Annotated in this window: 25 protein-coding genes; 8 read left to right on the forward strand and 17 right to left on the reverse strand. The window is 33.2% G+C overall.

From position 1 onward, the window contains the following. Positions 1-64: 64 nt before the first annotated feature. Positions 65-2,521, reverse strand: a complete 2,457-nt coding sequence (locus OA93_RS21005; RefSeq protein WP_039115987.1) for an outer membrane beta-barrel family protein — start codon at positions 2,519-2,521, stop codon at positions 65-67. Between the two features lie 87 nt (positions 2,522-2,608). Next, the gene (gene arsC, locus OA93_RS21010) at positions 2,609-2,959 is read right to left on the reverse strand and encodes an arsenate reductase (glutaredoxin) (protein ID WP_039115988.1); all 351 of its coding nucleotides are present in this window, start codon (positions 2,957-2,959) and stop codon (positions 2,609-2,611) included. A 110-nt stretch (positions 2,960-3,069) separates the two neighbouring features. On the opposite strand from arsC, the gene OA93_RS21015 reads away from it, so the two are divergent. After that, entirely contained in the window at positions 3,070-4,014 is a 945-nt protein-coding gene (locus tag OA93_RS21015) for a type II CAAX endopeptidase family protein (RefSeq protein WP_039115989.1), read from the forward strand. Positions 4,015-4,024: 10 nt separating this feature from the next. After that, positions 4,025-5,074, forward strand: a complete 1,050-nt coding sequence (locus OA93_RS21020; RefSeq protein WP_039115990.1) for an AMP-binding protein — start codon at positions 4,025-4,027, stop codon at positions 5,072-5,074. Between the two features lie 154 nt (positions 5,075-5,228). Here OA93_RS21020 and OA93_RS21025 read toward each other — a convergent pair whose 3' ends face one another. The 13 genes from OA93_RS21025 to OA93_RS21090 all read right to left on the reverse strand — a co-directional run bounded on the left by OA93_RS21025 (position 5,229) and on the right by OA93_RS21090 (position 18,532). Then, positions 5,229-7,481 carry a multicopper oxidase domain-containing protein gene (locus tag OA93_RS21025; protein WP_039115991.1) on the reverse strand — a complete coding sequence of 751 codons (2,253 nt, stop codon included), beginning with the start codon at positions 7,479-7,481 and terminating at the stop codon, positions 5,229-5,231. Between the two features lie 10 nt (positions 7,482-7,491). After that, positions 7,492-10,218, reverse strand: a complete 2,727-nt coding sequence (locus tag OA93_RS21030; protein ID WP_039115992.1) for a heavy metal translocating P-type ATPase — start codon at positions 10,216-10,218, stop codon at positions 7,492-7,494. A gap of 89 nt (positions 10,219-10,307) precedes the next feature. Then, on the reverse strand, positions 10,308-10,868 hold the full coding sequence (locus tag OA93_RS25285) for an AraC family transcriptional regulator (RefSeq protein ID WP_039115993.1): 561 nt from the start codon (positions 10,866-10,868) through the stop codon (positions 10,308-10,310). Continuing rightward, a complete protein-coding gene (locus tag OA93_RS25290; RefSeq protein WP_039115994.1) occupies positions 10,869-11,732 on the reverse strand; it encodes a DUF3347 domain-containing protein in 864 nt (287 codons plus the stop codon). A gap of 119 nt (positions 11,733-11,851) precedes the next feature. Beyond that, positions 11,852-12,220, reverse strand: a complete 369-nt coding sequence (locus OA93_RS21045) for a hypothetical protein (protein ID WP_039115995.1) — start codon at positions 12,218-12,220, stop codon at positions 11,852-11,854. Positions 12,221-12,585: 365 nt separating this feature from the next. Beyond that, positions 12,586-13,845, reverse strand: coding sequence for a Y-family DNA polymerase (locus OA93_RS21050; protein WP_039115996.1), 1,260 nt, complete (start codon positions 13,843-13,845; stop codon positions 12,586-12,588). Between the two features lie 230 nt (positions 13,846-14,075). Beyond that, complete coding sequence (gene umuD / locus OA93_RS21060; RefSeq protein ID WP_039115998.1) at positions 14,076-14,528, reverse strand: translesion error-prone DNA polymerase V autoproteolytic subunit; 453 nt, start codon at positions 14,526-14,528, stop codon at positions 14,076-14,078. 75 nt (positions 14,529-14,603) lie between these two features. After that, positions 14,604-15,221 carry an HPP family protein gene (locus tag OA93_RS21065; RefSeq protein ID WP_039115999.1) on the reverse strand — a complete coding sequence of 206 codons (618 nt, stop codon included), beginning with the start codon at positions 15,219-15,221 and terminating at the stop codon, positions 14,604-14,606. An 8-nt stretch (positions 15,222-15,229) separates the two neighbouring features. Further along, positions 15,230-16,507, reverse strand: coding sequence for a chloride channel protein (locus tag OA93_RS21070; protein ID WP_052259557.1), 1,278 nt, complete (start codon positions 16,505-16,507; stop codon positions 15,230-15,232). Positions 16,508-16,624: 117 nt separating this feature from the next. Further along, positions 16,625-17,014: a VOC family protein gene (locus OA93_RS21075; protein ID WP_039116000.1), complete on the reverse strand. Its 390-nt coding sequence runs from the start codon at positions 17,012-17,014 to the stop codon at positions 16,625-16,627. Beyond that, entirely contained in the window at positions 17,014-17,589 is a 576-nt protein-coding gene (locus tag OA93_RS21080; protein ID WP_039116001.1) for a sugar O-acetyltransferase, read from the reverse strand. The genes OA93_RS21075 and OA93_RS21080 overlap by 1 nt, the downstream gene beginning before the upstream one ends. A gap of 8 nt (positions 17,590-17,597) precedes the next feature. Then, positions 17,598-18,056 carry a YciI family protein gene (locus OA93_RS21085; RefSeq protein ID WP_039116002.1) on the reverse strand — a complete coding sequence of 153 codons (459 nt, stop codon included), beginning with the start codon at positions 18,054-18,056 and terminating at the stop codon, positions 17,598-17,600. A gap of 8 nt (positions 18,057-18,064) precedes the next feature. Beyond that, positions 18,065-18,532 (reverse strand): DinB family protein, encoded by a 468-nt coding sequence (locus OA93_RS21090; protein WP_039116003.1) that lies wholly within the window; start codon positions 18,530-18,532, stop codon positions 18,065-18,067. 140 nt (positions 18,533-18,672) lie between these two features. Between OA93_RS21090 and OA93_RS21095 the strand changes: the two genes are divergently transcribed. The 6 genes from OA93_RS21095 (at position 18,673) to OA93_RS21120 (ending at position 24,770) form a co-directional block, all read left to right on the forward strand. Further along, positions 18,673-20,880, forward strand: a complete 2,208-nt coding sequence (locus OA93_RS21095; RefSeq protein WP_052259558.1) for a TonB-dependent receptor — start codon at positions 18,673-18,675, stop codon at positions 20,878-20,880. 330 nt (positions 20,881-21,210) lie between these two features. Beyond that, positions 21,211-21,831, forward strand: coding sequence for a hypothetical protein (locus tag OA93_RS21100; protein ID WP_039116004.1), 621 nt, complete (start codon positions 21,211-21,213; stop codon positions 21,829-21,831). A 66-nt stretch (positions 21,832-21,897) separates the two neighbouring features. After that, positions 21,898-23,232, forward strand: a complete 1,335-nt coding sequence (locus OA93_RS21105; protein WP_039116005.1) for a 2TM domain-containing protein — start codon at positions 21,898-21,900, stop codon at positions 23,230-23,232. Beyond that, positions 23,232-23,537, forward strand: a complete 306-nt coding sequence (locus tag OA93_RS21110) for a 2TM domain-containing protein (RefSeq protein ID WP_039116006.1) — start codon at positions 23,232-23,234, stop codon at positions 23,535-23,537. The genes OA93_RS21105 and OA93_RS21110 overlap by 1 nt, the downstream gene beginning before the upstream one ends. A 17-nt stretch (positions 23,538-23,554) precedes the next feature. Further along, positions 23,555-23,914 carry a 2TM domain-containing protein gene (locus OA93_RS21115; protein WP_039116007.1) on the forward strand — a complete coding sequence of 120 codons (360 nt, stop codon included), beginning with the start codon at positions 23,555-23,557 and terminating at the stop codon, positions 23,912-23,914. Between the two features lie 88 nt (positions 23,915-24,002). After that, the gene (locus OA93_RS21120; protein ID WP_039116008.1) at positions 24,003-24,770 is read left to right on the forward strand and encodes a LytTR family DNA-binding domain-containing protein; all 768 of its coding nucleotides are present in this window, start codon (positions 24,003-24,005) and stop codon (positions 24,768-24,770) included. A gap of 169 nt (positions 24,771-24,939) precedes the next feature. On the opposite strand, the gene OA93_RS21125 is transcribed toward OA93_RS21120, so the two are convergent. Then, positions 24,940-25,719 (reverse strand): CDP-alcohol phosphatidyltransferase family protein, encoded by a 780-nt coding sequence (locus OA93_RS21125; protein WP_039116009.1) that lies wholly within the window; start codon positions 25,717-25,719, stop codon positions 24,940-24,942. A 251-nt stretch (positions 25,720-25,970) separates the two neighbouring features. After that, a complete protein-coding gene (locus OA93_RS21130) occupies positions 25,971-26,480 on the reverse strand; it encodes a hypothetical protein (protein ID WP_039116010.1) in 510 nt (169 codons plus the stop codon). Between the last annotated feature and the right edge of the window lie 8 nt (positions 26,481-26,488).

Genomic DNA, 26,488 nt, shown 5'->3' on the forward strand with positions numbered 1-26,488 from the left:
TTTGATTACTACATAAAAAAAGGACCCGTTTACACGAGTCCTTTTTTTTATTTCCTATGTTTCCTTATCCAGGAAACTCTCCTCCTCCATCATTACCTTCATTTTTAGGCCCTTGTTTTTCTCTTTCGTTTTTAGGCTTATTGAATCTATATGTAAATGAAAGATTGAACTGTCGCTTACGAAATTGCATTTCGCTATATGAATTTACATTATCTAGATATGTTTCAGTTTTCATAATTCTTGAATTGAATACATCACTTACATTAAAAGCAATTGTTCCTTTATCTTTCAAGACATCTTTACTAAAAGCTAAATTTAATCCAAACTGTCCTAAGTTTTTACCTTGTGCTGTTTTTTGCGCTCCATTATACATAGCCGTAGTTTGCCAATCGATTTTGTATGGTAAAGTTATTCTTGAACTTATACGGGCAAACCATGATGTTGCCTCGTTATCAAAATTTTCTGTAATTGCTAAATTGTTGACATCTGTATAAGTATAATCTCCTGTTGTATTAAGATTATAAAGATTAAAATTGGTATTTAATTTCCACCATTTAAAAGGGGTATAGTTTACCGTGAATTCATAACCAATCTTTTGCTGTTTTCCTAAGTTAATCGGAGTACTTAAAATAACTGGAATTCCATCAACATTATCTCCTGTTTGTAATCTTACGAATGTAAATACATCGGTTGTGTTTTCATAATACAAGGAAGTATTAAAAGTTACTTTATCCCAACGTTTTATATAACCTACATCATATTTATCGGTAAGCGAAGGATCTAAATCTGGATTTCCTCTAAAGATATTGATATTACTGGCATAATTTGTAGCTGGATTCATGAAACGTCCTCTTGGTCTGGAAATACGCTTACTGTAACTTACAGAAAGGCTACTGTTATCTGATATTTCATAATTAAGAAATGCACTTGGAAAAAGGTTATTATATTTCTTATTATTAAAATTATTGGTGTCCAATAAATTTACATCAATATTACTGTCTTCCCAACGTAATCCTAAAAGGTAGGAGAATTTAGTCTCTTTAATTTTAGACCCAAATTGTGTATAAAGTGCATTTATTTTCTCTTTATAAACTAATGTATTCGACAAGAAACCTTGGATTGGATTTCCTTGATCGTCAGTATTCACATTGTATACGTTATCTAAATCATTGAAATTTCCTTTATAACCAGCCTCAAACTGACTTCCTTCTCCAAATGGCAATACATAATCTGCCTGGATCTGAAATTGTTTCTGAACCTGATTGTTTAATGTTGCATTAAAATTTGGCGAACCTGTGATTGTACCATTGCTATCATCATTATTTTTAGAAATAGATATATCTGCAGTCAATTTATGTCCTTTATCATTAAAGTTTTTAATCAAGTTTGATGTAAACTCGACATTATCACTAGCTATATTAGTATTACTTAATCTATAAGATGATCCTGTATAATCATGATTTACATCAAAATTATTGTAGTCAATCAGGTCTTTATCTTCTCCACTATTTTTTTGATAATTAACGGCGTTTGTCCAAAATATTGTTGGAGTAATTTCCCACTCTGCTCCCACTCTGGCATTAAAACCTTTTCTTAATCTTTTGGTATCTCTTAGTTCATCAAGATAACTTTTAATAGATCCGTCTGGATTTAGATACTCAGAATTTGTTGAACCACCACCTTCAGTTGTTCTGTAACTGTATCCTGCAGTTGTAAAATAGTTTATTTTTTTAGTTTTATAATTTGCATTTGCACTTACTCCGTAGGTTTCTGGGATTCCTGTTGAAGCTATAAAAGTTCCGTTAAACCCTTGATTTTTCCCTTTTTTAAGAATAATATTTATTAATCCTGAACCTCCTTCGGCATCATATCGTGCTGATGGATTTGTGATTACCTCAACTTTATCGATTGCATCGGCTGGGATTTGACGCAAAGCTTCGGCTACATTTATAGCATTTGAAGGTCTTCCGTCTATTAAGATTCTAATATTATCACTTCCTCTTAAACTTACATTTCCTTCGGTATCTACAGAAACTGATGGTACATTATCCAGAACATCACTTACTGTTCCTCCTTTTACAATCATGTCCTGACCTACATTATATACTTTTTTGTCTAGTTTAATTTCTACTGTAGATTTCTCGGCACGAACCACAACTTCATTAAGTTGGTTGGCATCTTCGGATAAAGCAAATTGTCCTAAATTGATATTCTCAGCAATATTTTTCTGTTTGATTTCTATTACCTTAAATGAAATAAACTCAATTTTAATATCATAAACCCCAGGAACAGCATCTACGCTAAATTCTCCTTTGTTATTGGTGATTCCTCCTGCAAGTGCTTTTGGATTTTTGGTATTTACCAAAGTAATTGTAGCATATTCTAGCGGTTGGTTTGTCGTTTTCTCGACAACTTTACCAGTAACTTTTACTTTTGCTCTTTGCCCTTCTGGTTGTTGGGCAAAACTGAGCATGCTTGTAAAAAGACATACAAGCATGATGATTAATTGATTTTTTTTCATTTTTGGTAGTTTCTATTTGGCTTTTAGACTGCAAATGTAACTGTAGGTTTAAAATGAAAAATCATAAAAATATGTTAACAACCCTCTTTATAATGTTTCTAAAAAAGGTTTTAGCAATTCTAAATCTCTACCGATAATAGCTTTCCCGTCTTTAACAACAATAGGTCTTTCGATTAAGATAGGATTATCGACCATAGCTTGTATAACTTCACTATCGGTCATTGTTTTATTCTTGAAGTTCTCTATCCAGATTTTTTCTTTAGTTCGAACCAACTCTATCGGTTTTAAATCTAGTTTTTGAAGCAATTCTTTTAATGCATCAAACGAAGGTGTTTCGGTAAGATATGGGATTATCTCAAAGTCTTGTTTTGTATTCTCGATAAAAGCCAGACAATTTCTTGATTTCCCGCAACGTGGGTTGTGATATATTTGTATCATTTTTATTTTTTTAAAGAAGTAAACGTATTTGAAATAAAAAAAGGTAAATTAGTGCTAGCAAAAATAAGATTTATGCAATAAATCGAAGTACTATTTTAAATTAAAAATACATGTTTCTAGAACAAGGAGTTAAAGAAGAAAACAAATTTTGGAAATATTTATTAGGTTCCGTCTTTATAATAACCGCATCATTTGTTGGTCAAATTCCGCTTACACTCGCCATACTATATCAAACTCTTATAAACAAAATACCTTACCCTACGAGTGAAGCTGGTATTATGAAGATTTTTGAATCGAATATTACCTTGTTTCTTATATTGATTTCGTTTGCATTTGCCTTAGCAGGAATTTACTTTGTGGTACGATATATACATCATCAAACTTTTTTATCGGTAACTACATCCAGACCTAAAGTAGACTGGAATCGTATCTTATTTTCATTCCTTTTATGGGGAATTATTACTGCTGTACTAACTGTTTTATTTTATTATCTAAGTCCTGAAGATTTTGTAATTAATTTTAAACCTATTCCGTTTGCCATTTTATTTATAATAGGAACTCTTTTAATTCCTATTCAAACCAGTACCGAAGAATATGTTTTTCGTGGATATTTAATGCAGGGATTTGCAAATCTAGCCCGAAACAAATGGTTCCCGTTACTAATGACTTCGACCATATTTGGGGTAATGCATATTTTTAATCCCGAAGTGTCTAAAATGGGTTATATCGTTATGGTATATTACATTGGGACAGGATTATTTTTAGGAATTATTACTTTAATGGATGAAGGTATAGAACTGGCATTAGGTTTTCATGCTGCCAATAATCTAGTAGGTGCACTATTGGTTACTTCGGATTGGTCGGTATTCCAAACTCATTCGGTTTTTAAAGATATCTCAGAACCATCTGCTGGCGCAGATATTATCTTGCCAGTAATTGTTATTTATCCTATCATGCTATATATTTTTAGCAAAAAATACAACTGGACGAATTGGAAAGAAAAATTAACGGGTGAAATCGTTACTGAAAATAAGTCTGAAACTATTAAACTATAACCAAACTCAAATGTCAAAAATAACATATAAAAACGTCCACAATTTCTTCAAATTAAATGGAGACCATTTTAATGGAGAAGACTTATCTCAAATAGCCTATAGTTTCGTTAAAGAAGGCGAAGCTTATGAAAGAGCTATTGGTGAGTTTATCTTAGATTGGTTTGATGAGAAATCTTATATCGAGATAACTACTTCGGGAACAACTGGAGCTCCAAAAGTGATTCAGTTAGAGAAACAAGCCATGATTGAGTCGGCACTTGCAACGGGAGATTTTTTTGATTTACATCCCGGAGATAAAGCATTACATTGCTTGCCTACTCAATATATCGCCGGAAAAATGATGATTGTAAGGAGTTTAATTCTTGGACTAGATGTCGATTTTGTTGCTCCTAGCCTGCATCCTCTTACAAACAACAATACCAAATACGATTTTGTAGCAATGGTTCCTTTACAGGTTCAAAATTCATTGCCTGCGCTTAAAAATGTAAAAAAACTTATTGTAGGTGGCGCAGCGATGGATGCTACGCTTATAAAAAGTGTATCTAAGCTAAAAACTAAGGTGTACGAAACTTACGGCATGACCGAAACGATTACTCATATTGCTGCCAAACAAGTTGGAGAAAAGGCTTTTACCGTTTTACCTCATGTACAAATATCTCAAGATGATAGAAATTGTCTGGTAATTAGTGCTCCAACAATTTCCAGCGAAACAATTGTAACCAATGATATAGTCGAGCTAATAAACGACCATCAGTTTCTCTTTTTAGGAAGAATCGACAATGTCATTAATAGTGGCGGAATAAAATTAATTCCTGAGCAAATAGAAGAAAAACTTTCGGGTAAAATAGATACCAGATATTTTGTAATTGGTGTTCCTGATACGGCTTTGGGCGAAAAATTAGTTTTGGTTATTGAAGGCGAAAAACATACTATCGACAATGCAATCTTTGACAGTCTGGATAAATATCAAAAACCAAAAGAAATCATTTTTGTTCCTAAATTTAAAGAGACTGAAAACGGTAAAATAATCAGGAAGAAAAGTTATCTGTATAATATGTAACCCAAGAATCGATTAATAAAATTTTAGTTTAACCATATAAGCTATGTAAGTCCATTTAAGTTTTTAAAACTTATATTTTCTTATATAACTTATATGGTTTTCTTTTAAAATACAGTTTAGCTTTTCACTTCTCCCATTTCACATTCAACACAATTCAATAATTAAGCATTAAACCAAATCCCCAACCCATATCACTATCATAATGTGTAGAGATTCCTGCGTTTTTGGTCAGAATATATTTTAAACCTCCCATATATTCTTTATCTGTATTTACCATAAAAGCCATTCGTATTCTTGGCGAAATCGGAATATCTTCTCGGGATAATTGGAATCTAACATTTCCATCTGTAAAAACTTCGGCTTGAGCGATAACTAGCCAAGGCAAGGTATAATCAGCACCAATACTTAATACGGAACGATTGTCTTTGGTATTTTTTTGTCCGAAGATATTTTTCTCAACCTCATCATGTCCAAATTTTCTATAACGCCAATCGAATCCTATAAATGGCATAAACCACTGATTTTTTCCAATATAACGCCCGATATGAGTTTCGGTTTCATAACCATGCCTATCATTATATCCTAATCTCCACTCGGTACCAAAACTCCAACGTGCATTTTGTATCATTGCACGACCATCATTTCCATTAGTAGCAAAATCATTCTCTGCCATAATATGACTCATATTACTTTCTTTTTGCAATTCTCTGTATGCCCATTCTTTATCTGGTAATAACGGATTTGGTGGGGAGTTCTCATAACTAAAAACGCGGTTCATTCCTGCCATCATATGATATAAAATATGACAATGAAAAAACCAATCTCCATCGGCATTGGCACTAAACTCAATCGTATCGGTTTCCATTGGCATAATATCCAATACGTTTTTTAATGGAGAATATTCGCCTTGTCCATTTAATACTCTAAAATCATGACCATGCAAATGCATTGGGTGTCGCATCATCGAATTATTGTACAATACGATTCGTAATGTTTCTCCTTTTTTAATTAAAATCTTATCAGATTCTGATAATACTTTATTATCCATACTCCATAAATAGCGATTCATATTCCCTGTTAACTCGAAACGTAATTCTCTAACGGGAGCATCTTTGGGCAATGTGGTTACCGTAGGCGATTTAAGCATGCTGTAATTTAATGTTACAATGTCTTTAACGCTATCCATTTGATGGGCAGAATGATCCATTTTTTCTCCGTCGGCCATTTTCATCGGTTCTTCGGGAGTATGTTTCATTTCTTTAGATGCACTTCCTGTAATTTCGGGATACATTACAGCATTCATATCCATCTTTTGCAAGCTCATTCCCATTCCCATCTCGTTCATGGTTCCGTCCATATTCATCATGCCGTTCATCATTTTCATTCCCTCAAAATAATCGAGCTTTGGCAATGGGCTTGTTAATTGTTTTATGCCAGTTCCTAAATAAATCGACGTTGATTTTGTTCGGTCTTCAGGCGTAGCCAAAAATTCAAAAGCAGTATCATCGGCGGGAATTGTTACAACAACATCATACGTTTCGGATACGCCAATTATCAATCTGTCAACCTCAACAGGAACTACGTCGTTTCCATCATTGGCTACGACCGAAATTTTTCCTCCGGCGTATGTAAGCCAAAAATAAGACGAAGCACCTCCATTTGAAATCCTCAATCTAACTTTATCTCCCGCTTTAAATGGACCGGGAAATTCATTTTCTTTTTTACCGTTAATTAAAAATGCATCATAATACACATCGCTTACATCCATTGCCATCATACGTTTCCATTCGTTGTTGACTTTAGTTTTAAAATGACCTGCTTTTATAGCCTCAGTATAACTTTGGGTTGTTCCTTTTTTAATCGCAAACCAGTCCGAAGCATTATGTAGCATTCGGTGTACATTATCTGGATTGTAATCTGTCCATTCGCTTATCATTACAGGGATTGTAGGCAAATCATCGATTCCTTTTCTAAAATCAGGATCATCTATTTTCTTCTTCATTATCAAAGAACCATACATCCCTATTTGCTCCTGCAAACCACTATGACTATGATACCAATGTGTACCATTTTGGACAACAGGGAATTTATACACATAAGTTTCCCCTGGCTTTATAGGCATTTGTGTAAGGAAAGGAACTCCATCTTCCTGATTTGGCAAAAAGATACCGTGCCAATGCAAAGATGTACTTTCCTTTAACTGATTATGCACATGAATATCGGCGATATCTCCCTCGGTAAAAGTGAGCGTCGGCATCGGGATTTGTCCATTTACAGCAATTGCTCTTTTGGACTTTCCTGTAAAATTCACCAACGTATCTTTTACGTATAAATCATACCTCACAATTTTTTGTGCAGTCGTGCTTATCGCAAAAAGCAACAATATGAGTATTGAATAAATTTTCATTTTTTAGTTTTTAAAGTTTCAAACTTCTTAATCGCAATGCATTCACAATAACAGATACAGAACTAAAACTCATTGCCAAAGCAGCAATCATAGGAGAAAGCAATATTCCGAAAAACGGATATAAAACTCCCGCAGCAACAGGCACACCTAATACGTTGTATATAAAAGCAAAAAATAGATTTTGTTTGATGTTTGCCATTACAGCGTGGCTCAGGTTTTTTGCTTTTACAATTCCTTGCAAATCTCCTTTTACCAAAGTAATCTTGGCACTTTCTATCGCAACATCGGTTCCTGTTCCCATCGCAATCCCAATATCCGATTGTGCCAGAGCTGGCGCATCATTGATACCATCTCCCGCCATGGCTACAATTTTTCCTTCGGCTTGTAATTTCTCAATTACTTTTAGTTTATCTTCTGGCAAACAACCTGCCTGAAATGAAGTTAAATGCAGTTCGTCGGCAACCGCTTTAGCAGTATTTATATTATCTCCCGTAAGCATAATTACCTCAACTCCTTGTCGCATTAATTCTTTTATAGCGGCAGCACTGGTTGCTTTTATAGCATCGTTTATAGTAACAAATCCTACTACATTTTTATCTACAGCGATATAAGAAACTGTTTTTCCTAATTTCTGTTCAGCAATAATTTTCTCTTCGATAGCTCCAGAAACAATTACTCCTACTTGCTCCATTAATTTTTTATTCCCTAATGCAACCTTTTTATCAATCGCAGTTCCAATAACTCCTTTTCCTGCAATGTTTTCAAAATCATCTACTTTTATTAAAGAGATGTTTTTAGCTTTTGCAAATTTTACTACGGCTTCCGCCAAAGGATGTTCGCTATACTGATTTAAAGAAGCAATGTATTGTAACAATTCATCCTCTGAATATTGCAACGCAACAATTTTCTCTACCGAAGGTTTTCCCTCAGTAATTGTTCCCGTTTTATCAGTAATCAGAACATTTACTTTGTCCATTTTTTCTAAAGCTTCTGCATTTTTTATCAGAATTCCCGATTGGGCTCCTTTTCCAACTCCTACCATTACAGACATTGGTGTTGCTAAACCCAATGCACACGGACAAGCAATTATCAATACTGCAATTGCATTAATAAATCCGTAAACCATTGCTGGTTCAGGACCAAATTTTGCCCAGATAAAAAAGGTAAGTATCGAAATAATAACAACAATTGGCACAAAGTATTTAGCAATACTATCGGCTAGTTTCTGGATTGGTGCTCTGGAACGACTGGCATTATTTACCATTTGTATAATTTGCGAAAGCAAAGTTTCCGAACCTACTTTTTCGGCAATCATAACAAATGATTTGTTTCCGTTTATAGTTCCCGAAGACACCACATCACCTACTTTTTTATCAACAGGAATAGGTTCTCCAGTAATCATCGATTCGTCTATCGTACTTTCGCCATCGATAATTTTTCCATCTACAGGAATTTTATCTCCGGGTTTTACTCTAAGTAAATCTTCTTTTTTAATATCGTGAATTGCAATTACTTTATCGACTCCATCTATTACCAGAGTCGCTTCTGTAGGAGCGAGTTTTAATAATTCTTTTATTGCACCACTAGTCTGGCTATGTGCTCTTGCTTCTAGCAATTGTCCTAATAAAACCAGTGTAATAATTACTGTTGCAGCTTCAAAATAAAGATGAATTGTTCCGTGTCCCGATTTAAATTCTTCTGGAAATATATCAGGAAAAAACATTCCTACGATACTAAATAAAAATGCCATCCCTGTACCAATCGCGATAAGGGTAAACATATTTAAGTTCCAAGTCACGATTGATTTCCATCCGCGAACGAAAAACATCCAACCTGCATAAAAAATTACAGGAAGCGAGAAAAGCAGTTGCACCCAATTCCATTTCCCAACATCCATTATTTTTAGCAAAGGATTATCATGCATCATTTCTATCATGGCAATAAAAAAGATAGGAACAGTAAAGAGTATTGCAATTTTCATTTTTCGCAATAACTCTTTATAGACCTTATTCTCTTCGCTATCTGTTGGTTCCATTGGCACTAAATCCATACCGCAAATTGGGCATGCACCTGGTATATTACTTATAACCTCTGGATGCATTGGGCATGTATATTGCTGAACCTGAATAGCTGCTAGCTCTTGTATTAAATCCATTCCACACACAGGACAATCTCCCGCTTTGTCATACATTTTATCGCCTTCGCAATGCATGGGGCAATAGTATTTTCCTCCAGCATGATTATGTGGTACAGCTTCTTTTTTATGCTCATGTTTATGTCCGTCAGCACTGCAACACGATTTCTCGGCTGGCTTTTCGTGTGCCTGAACTGTTACTGGTTCTTGTACCAAATGCATTCCGCACACAGGACAATCTCCCGCTTTGTCATACATTTTATCGCCTTCGCAATGCATCGGGCAATAATATTTTCCTCCAGCATGATTATGCGCTACAGCTTCTTTTTTATGCTCATGTTTATGTCCGTCAGCACTACAGCATGATTTCTCAGCTGGCTTTTCGTGTCCATGATTCATAGTCATTTCAATGGTGTACTTTCCAACCGCAGTTAATGCTTCTTGCAGTTGCTCCGTCGGAATATGCTTTTCCATCGTGATCGTTGCCAATGGCGGATTTAAAGTAACACTTGCCTCGATTCCCTCGATAGCATTTAATGTTTTTTCTACTTTAGTACGACATCCATCGCAAGTCATTCCTGTGATTGTATAAGTATGAGTCATTGCTTTATTTTTTTATGAATTTCACTTTAACAAATTTCTAAAATAACGCTTCAATAAGCTTGTACAATTTTGGTTATGATTTATAAGATTTACAAATCCTCTATTTGTTTTCGCTTTTTGTCTTTCAACTTTTTATAATAGCTTGGCGAAAATCCTGTTACTTTTTTAAATTGATTACTCAAATGCGCCACACTACTATATTGAAGCTGATAAGCAATTTCGCTCAGACTTAATTCATCGTATATAAGCAACTCTTTTACCTTTTCTATTTTCTGAGAGATAAAATATTTTTCAATAGTTGTCCCTTCTACTTCCGTAAAAAGATTACTTAACGAGTTGTAGTCGTGTTGCAAATTGGTCGATAAATAATGGGATAAATTGGTGCTGAGGTCATTGTTTTTATAATGAACCAATTCGATGATTAAGGTTTTAGTTTTCTCAATAGTCAAACTTTTTTTATCATCTATAAGTTCAAATCCCAAAGAATGCAAGACATTTACTAGATCTTCTTTTAATGAATTTATCTCTTTTTCTTCTATTTCTACCTCACCCAGCTCTACTGCAATCGGATGAAGCCCGAGTTTTTCCAACTCCGACTTCACGACCATTTTACAGCGACTGCAAACCATGTTTTTAATGTATAGCTTCATTTACTTGATAGTTTCTACAGTACTACCACAGCTCAACATTTTCGAACCATAATATGGGTTTTTAATAGCACTTTCTTTACTCAACCAGTTTGCACCTTTTCCGTTATTTGCCATTGGGCAAAACTGATAATATGTTGGTGTATCCCCTTTTGAAACTTTTAATAACGCATATACATTTTTAGATAATGTTCCAAAATGGTCTCTTTGATGTGTTGCATCTTTTGTATCGGCAATATGTTCAGCATCTTCTTTTAAGTCTTTCAAAACTTTCATCCAAACCATGTGAACATCCATTGGTAAACTTTCCATTTTTACCCCATCAATAGCTGTTACTAATGTTTTGGCTTTCGCCGAAGCAGTAGCACCGTCTGTTTTTACCAATGCATCTTTGATTCCGAAATACGCATCAAAAACTGGTTTTAGAATATTTGCTTTTTGATCCACATCCGAAGAAGCCATTTCGTGACCAGAATGCGCTTCATGGTTCATTTTCTCAGCAGGAACAACCATTGCCATTTTTTTATTATTTCGCTCATATTGGCAACATTCTGGAAGTTTAGCATACGCATCATTTGGCGCTAAAAACTCATTGCTATCATATCCCGCTAAAGCAATACGTTTTAATATCTCCCCTTTGTTCGTTTTGGTGGCATCATAAGTAAGCGTTGCCATTTTAGAATCTTTATTCCAATCTACTTCGGCACTATTTTTTAAGTTACCTGCTTTCTCGATTGTTTTTTTACACATTTCGCAATTACCAAATATTTTTACAGTTTCTGTTTTTGCGTTTTTTATTTTTGCATCACATGCAGTGAATGATAACAATGCAACGATTGCTACCAATAAAGTTTTTATCGATTTCATTTTTTTATAGATTATCTGTCAAGAATGTAAAACTCCTGAACGTTATTTGATATTATTTTTTTGAATACTTAAAGTTAATATTTTCTATTAGACGCACTTATGGCTATAACAGAAAACTTTTAGCTTATTTTTGGCGGAGACCAGATACTATAAAAGCCTGAAGATAAAGCGGCTTCATGAGACTGAAAGAATTGTTTTTTATTCGAAAAATTAAAACAATTTAATGTAGTTTCATTCCATTTTTCGGAAGTAAACATCGAAATAACTGTAACACAACGGCAATTAGAATGATTGCATTTATCGGTACAACCATCTTTTCCTTTTTTATTAGAGCTTGAATCACAACAACCATCAGTTGATTTTGTTTGTGATTTTTCGGTTGTATGCTTCTTTTTTTCAGATTTCATACCACACGCTTCTACTTGCGTTGGCATCAAAAAGAAACCAAGCAAGAAAACAAAAAATAATATGTGCGTTTTTGAAATCATCTAAAATTTTGAAATTCAAAGATACAATATATTTTTTTTAATGATAAAATTATGTGGCTGCTGTGAAAATGGAACGCGGATGACGCGGATTTACTAAAGTAAAGACGCGGATAAAAACGGATTTTTAAAGTAATCCGTAAAGAAAAAAATCCGTTTTTATCCGTGTTTTCGCGATAGCGAATCCGCGTCATCCGTGTTCCGTGTTTTTTTTTGCCACAGATTAAAAGATTAAAATGATTCCTCTCGAAATTTAAAACTTTAAAAATCCGTTTTAATCCGTGTTTTCGCGATAGCGAATCCGTATCATCCGCGTTCCCTTTTTAGACAATCAAAAGAAACACAATACAATTTGAAATTAAAAAAAACTAAACCTCAATCGTAATAACATCTTTAAGTTTTGTAGAGAATTTGGGAGATAATCGTTCTTGTTTCATTTTCCATTGTCTGCCTAATGATTGTACTCCAAATTTGACTTTGTTATCGCCATAACTTAAATTCATCTTATCGATAACACTCATCAATGGCTGATGTTTCGGGTTGGATGTACTGAATAAATTAAGTTGCGTTTCGTCATTTGGCGTTAAGCCCATAACAACAACTCCGGCTCTTTTATAGGAATATCCGGTTTTATAAATTTCCTTTAATCCTCTTTGTGCGGCTTGATTTAACTCGATTGTGGAGTTGGTCGGAAAGTCGGTATTTATGGTAATACTACGCGAATATTGCGATTGGTCGTTTGCCAAATAATTTGTCTGAATAAAAACTGTTACCATATTGCAATGGCAACCTTGGCGTCTTAATTTTTCGGCACACGAAGCTGTAAAGGTGCTTACTCGTTCCGAAATCTCATCGTAAGTAGCATATTTAGTTTCGAATGAGCGTGTAGTCGCAATCATTTTTTTATTTCGAGGTGCTTCTAAATCTAATGTTGGTTTTCCCTCTAACTCATGTTTTAGCCGAAGTCCCACAACAGCCATTTCTTTACGCACCCAGGCATCAGATAATTGTGTAAACTGATAAGCAGTCAGGATATTTTTTTGTTTCAGACGTTTGGCATGCTTTCTTCCTATTCCCCAAACATCTTCTATTTTTGTCCATTTTAGTGCTTTGATTCTTTTCTCATCGGTATCAATCGAATACACATTCTGAGTTCGTTCAGAAAATTTCCTGGCAATTTTATTTGCCACTTTTGCCAAAGCTTTTGTTGGAGCAAAACCTACACTTACTGGAATTCCTGTACCTCTTGTAATCTTTTTTCGCATGTCGAGTCCCAAATTATGTAAATCGAATAATTCGAAACCTGAGAATTTCAAGAAAGCTTCGTCGATACTATACAGTTCAATATCGGGAGTATACGTTCTAAGCATATTCATTACCCGATTACTCATATCGCCATACAAAGCATAATTAGAAGAATACACATAAATATTCTTTTCTTTAAACAATGCTTCAAATTTAAATGCGGGCGCTCCCATCGGAACTCCTGCTAACTTTGCTTCATCAGAACGCGCAATAACGCAACCATCATTATTAGAAAGGATAACGACTGGTTTTCCTATCAAATGTGGCTCGAATACCCTTTGGCAAGAGGCATAAAAATTATTACAATCGACTAAAGCAAACATTGTTTATTTATTTTTGAAACTATTCTTTCTCTCTGTGTGTTGAGACGCACTGCGGTGCGCCTCTACGATTCCTGGATTATGGATTTTTTTTAACCACAAATTACACGAATTTTCACAAATTATATCTTTGTCAAAGTTTTGAACTTTGACAAAGATTGCGTAAAAAAATCCGTTTTTTTCAGCGTTTTTACGGAGTAAATCCATTTAATCCGCGTTCTATTTCAATACAATTAAAAAGATTTTATCGAATGAACTACAATTCCCCAAATTAAAAGTTCATTTTCGGCTGTCACTTTTATAGGTTCGTAATCTTCGTTTTCGGCGATAAGCCAAACAATATCTTTTTCTATTTTAATGCGTTTTACAGTGAATTTACCATCGACTTGGCAAACTGCAATTTTGTTATTTTGGGGTTCTAAACTTTTATCAATAATCAACAAATCACCATCATTTATCCCGACATCTTTCATGGAATGTCCTTTTACTTTGGCAAAAAAAGTAGTGTCTTTGTTTTTAATAAATTCTTTGTTGAGGTCTATCGTTAGCTCGATAAAATCATCGGCTGGAGATGGAAATCCCGCGCTAATTCCCACATCAAAAAAAGGAATTTCTAATTTTGATGAGTAATCCGGAATATAAAATTCTAGGGGTGTGTCGTCGTTATTTAAACTTCGTAATTTCATAGTTTCACAAAATTACGGAAGTTATATTTTCGCTGTTAGTATTTAACACTAAATAGTTATCAACGATACCGATCTTTAATTATTTGGAGATGTTTTCTTGCTTAATCTTCTTCGGAATTTATGATACGTATTATGGTATTTATTATGACTTGGATATTTACGATATGAAGTAAGATTATTAAATATCAAAGCTATAATAAGCAATACTGTAACTCCTGTTAATACTGGTGAGATAACATACCAATATCCCAGATCTTTTATCTGGCTGGAACCTGTAACTGCGATAAGTGCAGTTGCTCCTCCTGGTGGATGTAATGTTTTGGTTACTTGCATACAAACAATAGAAAGTGATACTGCCAATGGTGCTGTAATCCAGATAATATCTGGCGCTAGTTGTTGTACTGTTACTCCTATAATTGCCGAAATAACATGTCCTCCTACAAGGTTACGAGGTTGTGAGAACGGACTTCTAACTTCTCCATAAACCAAAACACTCGAAGCTCCAAACGAACCAATTAAGTACACTAAATCTGAACCTGTAAAATGTTGGGTTTGGGTATAAGCAATCAATCCGATACCTACAAATGAGCCTAAGAATGACCAGAATATCTCTTTAGAATTAACTAAAGTTTCTTTGTAAAGTATATATCTTGTTTTGCGGTAGCTTCTTTTTATTTTGGTAACACCTCCCATAAATTATTTTATTTTGATATGCTTGGTAAAAATGTATAAACTGTATGCGGATAAATCATTTTTGCTGTGTACTTAGAAATCAAGCAAACAACTAAGATTGGCAAAAATAAAGTGTAATCATTCGTTAGTCCGCAAACTAAGAATATTGCTGTAAATGGCGCATGAATACTAGCGCTTAAAACAGCTGCCATACCAATTACCATAAAGTTTAACGGAATTACTTGTGCATTAAAAAACGTATTTAAAACTGATGCCAAAAGCAATCCCAAAAATGCCCCTATAAAAAGACTTGGTGCAAAAACACCTCCGTCACCACCAGAAGCCAATGTTATAGAAGTTACAATAGGTTTTAAAAGTAAAATCCCGATAAAGGTGAAAGTTAATGTAAGCGTTAACGGAATTGCCGAATTTGTAAAAATTCCATTTATTGCATGATATCCTTCTCCGTAAAGTTGTGGAAATATAAATAAGGAAACACTAAGAACAATTGAACCTAAAATGATTTTATAATAATGTGTTTCTATCTTAGAGAACTGACCTTTAAAAAACAAAACACAACGAGTTAAATAAACCGAATTTATTCCTGCTAGAATACCTAAAAGAATAAAATACGGAATCGCCTTTAAGTGCCAAGTTGTAATATTTACAGCAAATAATGGTCCTTCGTTTAAAATTGTAATTAACCCGAAAGCAATAGAAACTGCAATTAAATTGGAGATTATAAAAGCTCGTGTTACTTTTCTTGAAATTACTTCGATTGCAAATAAAATCCCCGCAATTGGACTGCTAAATAATGCCGTAACTCCTGCCGCAACTCCTGCGCAAATTAATTCGGTTTTATATTGGCGAAAGATATTTTCTTTTTGTTGTGCTACCGAACCAATCGTTGCTGTTGCTACAACGGTAGAAACTTCGATTCCTGTAGAACCTCCAAAAATAACCGTCAATAAGCCATTAATAAAATGCGATGGAATTTTATAATTAGGCAAGTTTTTAGATTTCGATTGGGTACTTTCAAAAACTTCTTTGATCCCTTTATTTTCTTTTTTCTTGAATAAATACTGACGCAAGAAATAAATTACTGAAAGTCCGAAAACAGGGAAAATCACATAAAAAATCGGATTTACCGTAGCTTGGTGAAAAAATATTTCTTCGTAGTACTCCGTTATTTTCTTGAGAGAAATTCCTAAAAATGCCGAGAGAAAACCAATTAAAACAGAAACAATAACTAATTTTCGAAATTTAATAAATTGATGATTCTTTTTGATTTGCGCCGTTTTGTTCATCAGAAGTTTGAAGTTTAAACTCACTTTTTATAAGTGGTTTGCAAATTTAGAGAAACAGAACCATATTCGATTTAAAACATACGAATATTGCATTTTTTTAACAGTAAAGTAAGAAAATTACCTTTCATAAAATTCTAACGGTAAATCATCTGGGTCAGCGATAAAAGTAAATCTTTTTTGGGTAGTTTCGTCAATTCGTATTGCTTCATAAGCGACATTCTTTGATGCTAAAAATGCAATTGTTTCGTCTAGATCAGACACCTCAAAAGCTAAATGTCGTAAGCCTGCTCCTTCTGGTCGGGAAGTTCTTGCTGGCGGATTTGGGAACGAAAATAACTCGACAATATACTCTCCATTTAATGCCAAATCAAGTTTATACGACTGGCGTTCTTCGCGGTAAATTTCTCTGATTATAGTTAAACCCATAATCTCGGTATAAAACAATTTGGACTTATTATAATCACTACAAATAATAGCAATATGATGTACTTTATTTAATGAAAGCATTATTTATTATTTTCTGATTCTTGATTTAATTTTCGGATAACTTTTGCCGGATTCCCAACTGCAAGCGAATTATCAGGAATATCTTTTGTTACAACCGATCCTGCTCCTATTACGCAACCTTTCCCAATGGTTACTCCTGGGCAAATTACGGAGTTCCCTCCAATCCAGCAGTCATCTCCTATAGAAATTGGCAACGCATTTTCGAGTGTTTTTCTTAATTCTGCGTCAAGCGGATGTGTAGCCGTATAAATTTGAACATTGGGTGCAAAAAATACATTCGACCCTATAGTTACCGGAGCACAATCCAGAACAACACAATTTACATTAAAGTAAACATTATCGCCACAAGTAATATTGTATCCATAATCGCAATGAAACGGTGGTTCTATATAAAAACTCTTGCCTGTATTGGGGATTAATTCTTCTAAAATTAGTTTGGCTTTTTTAGTCAAACGGTATTCTGTTACATTTAAACGATGCAGCAAATTTTTAGCTCTTCTACGATCTTTTACTAAAATTGAATCACCAGCTAAGTAGTAATCTCCTGCAATCATTTTTTCTTTTTCAGTTTTCATAAATAGTATTACATTTTTTTCTTGGCGATTTTTTCATGAATCTTTAATGTTTCCTGCAAAGCTGCAGTTGCGTACCAAGGTATTAATTCGGCTTCAAGCAAATTTGCATTTATTGCGGGATCTGTTGCTACAAGTGCTTTTGCCTCTTCAATAGTTGCTACATTAAAAATATAAATCCCTCTATAATTTTTATCGTTCTTCATAAAAGGTCCAGCTACAACTAATTTTCCTTCTTTGGCTAATTTGCCAATATTAGCCATATGCCCTTCAAATAATTTCTTGGTTTCTTCTTTTGAAGCTGTTGTATTTGTTCCAGATTTTAAAAGACAGAATACATATTTCTTCATTCCGTAATCGTCCGCATTTAGAGATTTTGCTAAATTCTCATCAAACTTAACTTCTGTTTCCTGCGAAAATACGATAACATTCATAAATAAAAACACGAGTAATACTATTGCTTTTTTCATAAAGTGGATTATAACGTTTTGAGCATTTTTTTAAGAATAACAATTTGACCTAAATGATAAACGTCATGCTGAATGATTCCATGAATATGTTCGTAATAGGTATGATTATTATTGACATATATTTTATCTAAATCGGCATCATCAAAATCATCTAAAAATGAATTCCATAATTCTTGCGATTTTGCCAGACTTTGAAGTGATTGCTCCCAAGCTGCTTCAGATGAATCTAAAATAGGTACAAAATAATTATGATCAGGAGTAGTGACAGTTTCTCCCTGAACGCGTCTTAAAATGTTTCTTCTCCATTGTATAAGATGATTGACAATTTCCCAAATCGTATTTAAATTAGGATTTATTTTCCTGTATGCCTGATCTGCACTTACATCTTTTAATGTATTTGCTAAATTAACTTCTAGCCAAGGATTTCCATTATAAATAGACTGATATAGATTTGAAATTCTTTTATTTTCTGACATAATAAATCGTTTTTTGAAATACAGAAGCTAAGATACAAATAAGTATTTTACAACTCATCCTCAAAATTCTACAATTGGGTTACTTAATATTTTAATGTTAAAATTAACAAAATATATTTGTCTCATCAAAATCAAAAAACATGAAAACCAAGTGTCTAGAATTAAATAAAAACGGAATAGGATTAAAAACCAAATCCCTTTTTACAATCTTATTTTTAGTAATAAGTTCAGTTATTTTTGCCCAAAATACACTTTCGGGAAAAGTAGTTGACGGAAAAGGAAAGCCAATCGCTGGGGCAAACATATATATAGATGGTACTTACGATGGTGCTACAAGTGCCGAAAATGGAGAGTTTTCATTTACAACCGAAACTTCAGGAAATCAAATATTAATAGTAAGTTTTTTAATTTATGAAACTTCAACTACATCAATAGATCCTGCCAATTTTAAAAATCAGACTATAAAACTAAAGGAAAACGTAAATTCATTAGACGCCGTTGTTATTACTGCCGGAACTATGGAGTCTGGCGATAAAGCCAGGGTATCGGTTTTAAAACCTCTGGACATTGTTACCACTGCTGGTTCTGCCGGAAATATTATTGCTGCTCTACAAACCTTACCAGGAACTCAAAGTGTGGGCGAAGATGGGCGTTTATTCGTTCGTGGTGGGGAAGCCAACGAAACACAAACATTTGTTGATGGTATTAGAGTTTCTCAGCCTTATGGCGCAACGGTTCAGAACTTACCTACTCGTGGTCGTTTTTCTCCTTTCTTATTTAGCGGAATTGCTTTTTCTACAGGAGGTTATTCGGCTGAATATGGCGAAGCTTTATCTAGTGTATTATTACTAAATACTCAGGATGAACCTGACCAAAATAAAACAGACATCGCTATGATGACTGTAGGATTGGGTGTTGGACACACAAAAAAATGGGATAAAAGCTCTTTAAGCGTAAATGTGAGCTATATTAACCTGGCTCCTTATCAGGCGGTTATAAAACAAGATGTTGATTGGAACCAACCCTATCAATCTATATCTGGAGAAAGTGTATATCGTTATCATTTTGCCAACGGAACCCTGAAATTATATGCTGCTTTTGATACCGAAAAAATCGACCTTAATCAGAAAAACATAAACTTTGAAGATAAAATAAGAGTCAATTTAGTAAACAACAACTTTTACTTAAACACGGTTTATAACGGAACATTTGGTAGCAACTGGCAAATTACTTCGGGATTGAGTTACGGATATAGCAACAATAAAAAAGATATTGATATTGATCATTTAAACGATGATGAAAATGCTGCTCATCTTAAATTAAAATTAAAAAAGAGTCTTTCTAACAGAGTGAAACTATCCTTTGGAGCTGATTATTTTATTACTAAATACCGTGAAGATTTTGAGGATAATGTAACGCCTACAATTACTAATGGTTACGACTCTAACATTGCTGCCATTTATGCCGAAACGGAGGTTTCTTTTTCTAGTAAACTAGCGGCAAAAGTAGGTCTTAGAGCTTCTAATAATAGTTTACTTGACGAAACAGCATTAGCACCAAGAGTTTCATTGGGATACAAAGTAGCAAAGAACAGTCAGTTTTCAATCGCTTATGGAGACTTTACACAAACTCCTGTTGTTGATTACATCAAATACTCAAAATACCACCAGTTTGAAAGCGAAAAAGCAGCGCATTATATCTTAAACTTTCAATACAACAAAACGGGACGCACTTTTAGAGCCGAAGCCTACTATAAAGATTACAGCAATCTGGTAAAATACGACACGCAAAACATTCAATACAATTCGGTTTTTAATAACAATGGTTCTGGTTATGCTAAAGGAATCGATATATTCTGGAGAGATAGTAAATTATACAAAAATCTGGAATACTGGATTTCCTACTCCTACATTGATACCAAAAGAGATTATAAAAATTTCCCAACTAGTGTAACTCCCGATTTTGTTGCCGACCAAAACTTATCGGTTGTAACTAAATATTTTATTACCGATTGGAAATCGCAAGTTGGCTTAACAAATAGTTTTAGCACAGGAAGACCTTACAACAACCCAAATGAAACAAAATTCATGAACGGAAAAACAAAATCATATAATAGTTTAAGTCTTAGCTGGGCGTATTTATTAACCACTCAAAAGATTTTATACTTCTCAGTTTCGAATGTATTAGGAACTCAAAATGTATTTGGATACGATTATGCCAAAAATCCCGATGCAACCGGAGTTTATAACCGACAAGCCGTAACGCCTACAGCAGACCGTTTTTTCTTTATTGGTTTCTTCTGGACTATTAGTGATAATAAAAATGAGAATCAGTTGAAGAATCTTTAGAGGAAAGGTACTGAGGTTCTGAGTGACAAAGGTTCAAAGGTTTTACCAATATTGTGTAGAAGAGGTCCTGAGAAACTAAGTGACTAAGTTTCTCAGAAGCTAAAAAACTTAGTACCTAAGAACCTTAGCCACTTAGAACCTTAAAGAAAACCTTTGAACCTTTGAACCTCTTTTAAAAAACCTTTGAACCTTCCTCAAACAACTCATCCCTAAAAATCAACAACTCAGTAACATAAAATTTAAAGAGAATAAATTCTATAATACTTTTGAAGTATAAATTAACAAACGTTTCAATCATCAAAAAATAACTAAACCTTAAAACAAGAAATCATGACAAAATTTATTACCGCGATTACATTATTTATTTGCAGTTTTTTATCTGCTCAAACTCAATTTGAACAAGGAATGGGAAAAGCTTTTGGGCTTTGGAAAGAAGGAAAAAATACGGAAGCATCAGATTTATTTGAAAGAATTGCTGCTGCCGAAAAAACAAGTTGGTTGCCTAATTATTATGTTGCATTAGTAAATACAACATCGGCTTTTAAAACTCAAGATAAAACACAAATAGATTTGTTACTTACAAAAGCGCAAAATGCATTGAATATCGAAATGATAAAAGATCAAAACAATGCAGAACTTTATGTTTTACAAGCTTTAATTTACACTGCTTGGGTTGTAGCTGATCCTATGACTAACGGAATGAAATATTCGGCTAAAACGATGGAAACATATAACAAAGCTGAAGCATTGGCTCCAGAGAATCCTAGAGTTGTTTTTGGTAAAGCCGATTTTCAATTGGGTGGTGCAAAATGGACAGGAGTTGACACGAAACCTTTGTGTGCTCAGGTTGAAAAAGCTATCGGACTTTTTGCTACTTTTAAACCTGAAACTCCTTTTTCTCCAAAATGGGGTTTAGACAGAGCGCTTGAAGTTCAAAAAACTTGTAAATAAAATTTGTTAAGATCACTAATTATTTTCTAAAGTAATTAGTGATCAATAACTCTAAAAAAGAAAATAATGCATTTAAAACCACATATAATTAAAGCTTTATTCATTGGGACTGTAATTTTTTTAGTGTCTTTTTTAATCAAATTCATTTCGATTGGAACTGAAGTTTTTACTCCTGATTTATATATTTATTTTTTATGCTGCATGTTGTATAGCATTACATTATATATTGTTAATGCTTCCTTATTTGCTTTTTTAGACAAAGTTTTTAAAGCTGACCCTTATACACTAAAACGTATAATTATTGGTTTTGTAAGTTCTTTTTTTCTCTCTATAATCGCCATATTCTTTCTTCGTATTTTTCTAGAAGTTATCTTAGGAGGAAAACCTATAGCAGCTTTTTTGGCAAATGAAAACCCCACAGATTATATAGAAACTTCGATTATTACTTTTATTGTACTGCTTATTTTTCATGCATTACATTTCTATAAAGCATACAATGAGAATCGGGTTAAGGAACAAAAAATTATTGCAGGAACCGCTTCTGCAAAATTCGAAAGCTTAAAAAACCAAATTGATCCACATTTTCTTTTTAATAGTTTAAATGTTCTAAGTTCATTAATAGAAGAAAATCCAGATAATGCACAACGTTTTACAACCTCATTATCTAAAATTTATCGTTACGTTTTAGAACAAAAAGACAAAGAACTGGTATCGGTAGATGATGAATTGGCTTTTGCAAAAACGTATATGAATTTATTAAAAATGCGTTTTGAGAATAGTTTATTTTATGAACTACCAACTAAAGATATTAATCCAGAAGCAAAAGTAGTTCCGCTATCCTTACAACTTTTACTAGAAAACACGGTAAAACATAATGTGGTAAGTGAACAGAGACCGTTACATATCCGAATATTCATTGAGAAAGATTATTTAGTCGTTCAAAATGATTTTCAAAAGAAAGAAGTATTACAAGATCGCCAAGGTGTAGGATTGCAAAATATTGTAAACCGCTACGGCATTATTACCAATCGAAAAGTATTGATTGAGCAAAATGCAGCAACATTTACCGTTAGAATACCAATTTTAACAAAACAAATTACTGTTATGGAAACAACATCCGATTATAGCGAAAATAGTGCTTATTACAGAGCCAAAAAAAGAGTGGAACAACTTAAAGGTTTTTATGGAAACTTGATTTCCTATTGTTGTGTAATTCCATTTCTAATTTTTATAAACTTACAATTTTCACCAGGATTTCAATGGTTTTGGTTCTCTGCCTTAGGTTGGGGATTTGGATTACTTATGCATGCTTTTAAAGTATTTGGATATAGTACTAATTGGGAAGAAAGAAAAATTCAGGAGATTCTAAGAAAACAAGAGAATAAACAAAACTGGAAATAATGGAAGATAATAATCAACATGACGACCGTTATCTAAAAGCTAAAAAAAGAGTTGAAGACATTAAAGGATTCTATAGTAATCTGGCTTCATTTATAATAGTCAACCTTATTTTACTTTTTATTAATTTAAACTACAGCCCTAATCATTTATGGTTTTATTGGCCATTACTATGGTGGGGATTAGGAGTATTATTTCACGGATTAAAAGTTTTTAATTGTTTTCCTGTTTTTGGTAAAGAATGGGAAAAACAAAAAATAAAAGAATTAATGGATAAAGAAAAATCCAAAAATGAAAAATGGCAATAACATTAAATTAAATCAAGATGGGACGATTTAGAAAACGCATGTTTGAAGATTACGATGATTATGACGGAAACATAACAAATGACGAACGTTATAATTTAGCATACAAAAGAATGAAAAGGATAAAAGGTTTTTACTCTCACCTAATGATATATGTTCTGGTAAATATATTCATTCTTATCGCTAGTGCAAATCGAGGTATTATAGGTAATGAAGAGTTCTGGAGATGGGAAACATTCTCTACAGCAATATTTTGGGGTATCGGTCTGGTAATTCATGCTTTTACAGTATTTGGAAGAAACATATTCTTTAGCATAGACTGGGAAGAACGAAAAATAAAAGAATTTATGAAAAAAGAAGCCAACCAAAAATGGGAATAATTCTCATTTAAATAAAAAGATAAAAATATTTTCTGATTAAATTTTAACTACTACTTTTAACCAACCAAAACTTTTGCCAAACCAAAAAATGAGAACAATAATTATAGAAGACGAAAAGCCAGCCGCGCGGTTATTACAACGTAAGCTTGATAAAATAAATGTTCCCGTAGCTGTAATGCTTCACTCAGTTGTAGAGGCAATTGATTGGTTTTCGCAAAACGAACATCCAGATTTAATATTTCTTGATATTCAGTTATCCGATGGATTATCGTTTGAAATTTTCGAAAAGATTGACATCAAAAGTGCCGTGATTTTTACAACTGCTTATGATGAATATGCCTTAAAAGCTTTTAAACTCAATAGTATTGATTATCTCTTGAAACCAATAGACGAAGATGATTTAGAAGTGGCAGTTACTAAATTTAAATCTCGTTTGCCAAAAGTAGAAAATACTACCCAAAACCTTGAAATAGATTTTGAGCAAATTAAAAAAATGCTTTCGAATCCATTCGAGAAAATCTATAAAAAGAGGTTTACTGTTAAAATTGGACAGCATTTAAAAGTAATAGGAACTGATGAAGTAGAATGTTTTTTTAGCGAAAACAAAGGCACTTATTTACATACTACAGATAATAGAAATTACTTAATCGATTCTACTCTAGAAATTCTAGAACAAGAACTTGACCCAAAAGATTTTTATCGTGTAAGCCGTAAGTTTATTATTCCGCTTCCGGCAATCAAAGAAATTGTATTGTATAGTAATTCACGCCTGAAAATAATTTTACCTACTTATAAAGATGATGAGGTAATTGTAAGCCGCGAAAAAGTTTCTGATTTTAAAAACTGGATTGGGTAATTTTTCTAGCCACAGATTTAAAAGGTACAGAGGTTCATAGGTACAAAGGTTCAAAGGAAGGAAACTTTGCGCTCTTTGCGGCTAATTTTTTTTGCCACAGATTAAAAGGATTAAATGGATTTTAAACTTTGCGAACTTTGTGTAAAACTTCGCGAACCTTGCGGTTAAATCACTGCGTCACAGGATATAAATACTTCCTAATTCCTATCATTACAAAAATCAGGATAGAATATCCGATGAAAAAAGGTGCGATATATTCAATGCCATCCATTGCCAGCATAAGTGCGATGAGCAATAACTGAAAACCTAAACCGTATAAAGAAACAAAGGTCATAAACCAGTTCGGAAATGTTTTAACTTTATAAGCATCGCTATCAAGTGCATGAATTATTTTATCAAAAAGTCCATATACAATAATATAAACCTGATGCAAAAAAACGACAGATTTTTGACTTTCTCCTGGTAATGCTTTAGGGATTTTATCTTCGAAAATCTTACTAGTTCTATCTCCTCCTACCGATTTATTTCGCAGAATCACATAGTAATAGTTATATAATGTACCTTGTAATTGTATGCATAAAAAGGCAAGGATTGTAATAGGAAGAGTCGTTTTAGAAACGTAACATATACTTATTAAGAACAAAAAATTCAAAATAATATCAAATATACTATCGAGATATCTTCCTGTATAAGATGGTGTGTTTTTTATACGTGCTAATTCTCCGTCGGCAGCATCAATAATAGATTTTAATATTATAAAAAATCCTGCCCAATAAAAGTGTTTTTCCAGAATACAATAAATCGCAACCAACCCCGAAATTCCAAAAAGCAAGGTTACATCTATAGGTGTAAATCGTGTATTTTGTAACTTTTTCGCAAAAAACCTTCCAAAAGGTCTTCCATAATCTGATAAATCATAAAATTTATCTTGTGCAGCAAGTTTAGACATCTATGTTATTATAAACAAAAGAGTTGCGACAATATAGTCAGTGTAATTTACGAAAAAAAATATTATTTATAATCTATTGATTACAAATTAATAACATTTAAAATCTTTCTAATCTGTGGTAAAAATTTAACTGCAAAGGCCACAAAGCTTTCGGTCTTAGCGACTCAGAAGCTTAGCAACTTAGCACCTTTAAAAAAAACCTTTGTAGCTATGAACCTCTGTTCCTTTTCTTTAAAGTAACCTCCGTAACTTTATTCTGCTGGAGTAATCTCTATTGCTCCAAATTTCCAATCAGGATTTAATTTCTGAGAATCTGAGGGTTTAATAAAAACTATCGATTCTATTTTTTCAATTTTATTATTGACTGTATTTGTATCAATATACCTCAACAATTCATCATAAGTCTGATTCTTACTCTTTGGTTTATCTGATACAACTCCTATTTTTGATAGATATTCAGCTGATGGAATTTCTAATTTCAGTGGAGAATTTTCGATATTGTTTTTATAAAAAGTATCCAGAATAAATTTCTTGGTGGTGATTATAATTACTCCAGAATCTGATCCGTATTTCTTCGAATTAGCATCTTTATATACTGTCATTGTCGAAATATCATTTGGATTTATTGGTTCCAAAATATTTTGTACCTCATCCATATAGCCTATTTTTTTTGCATCCAAAATAACTAAAGGCTGAGGTTTCTTTTGAGCATATGCAAAACACACAAAAACAAGAGAAAGGAATAGATATACTTTTTTCATGAGATCGA

The sequence above is a fragment of the Flavobacterium sp. KMS genome, from assembly GCF_000813005.1.
GTDB lineage: Bacteria > Bacteroidota > Bacteroidia > Flavobacteriales > Flavobacteriaceae > Flavobacterium.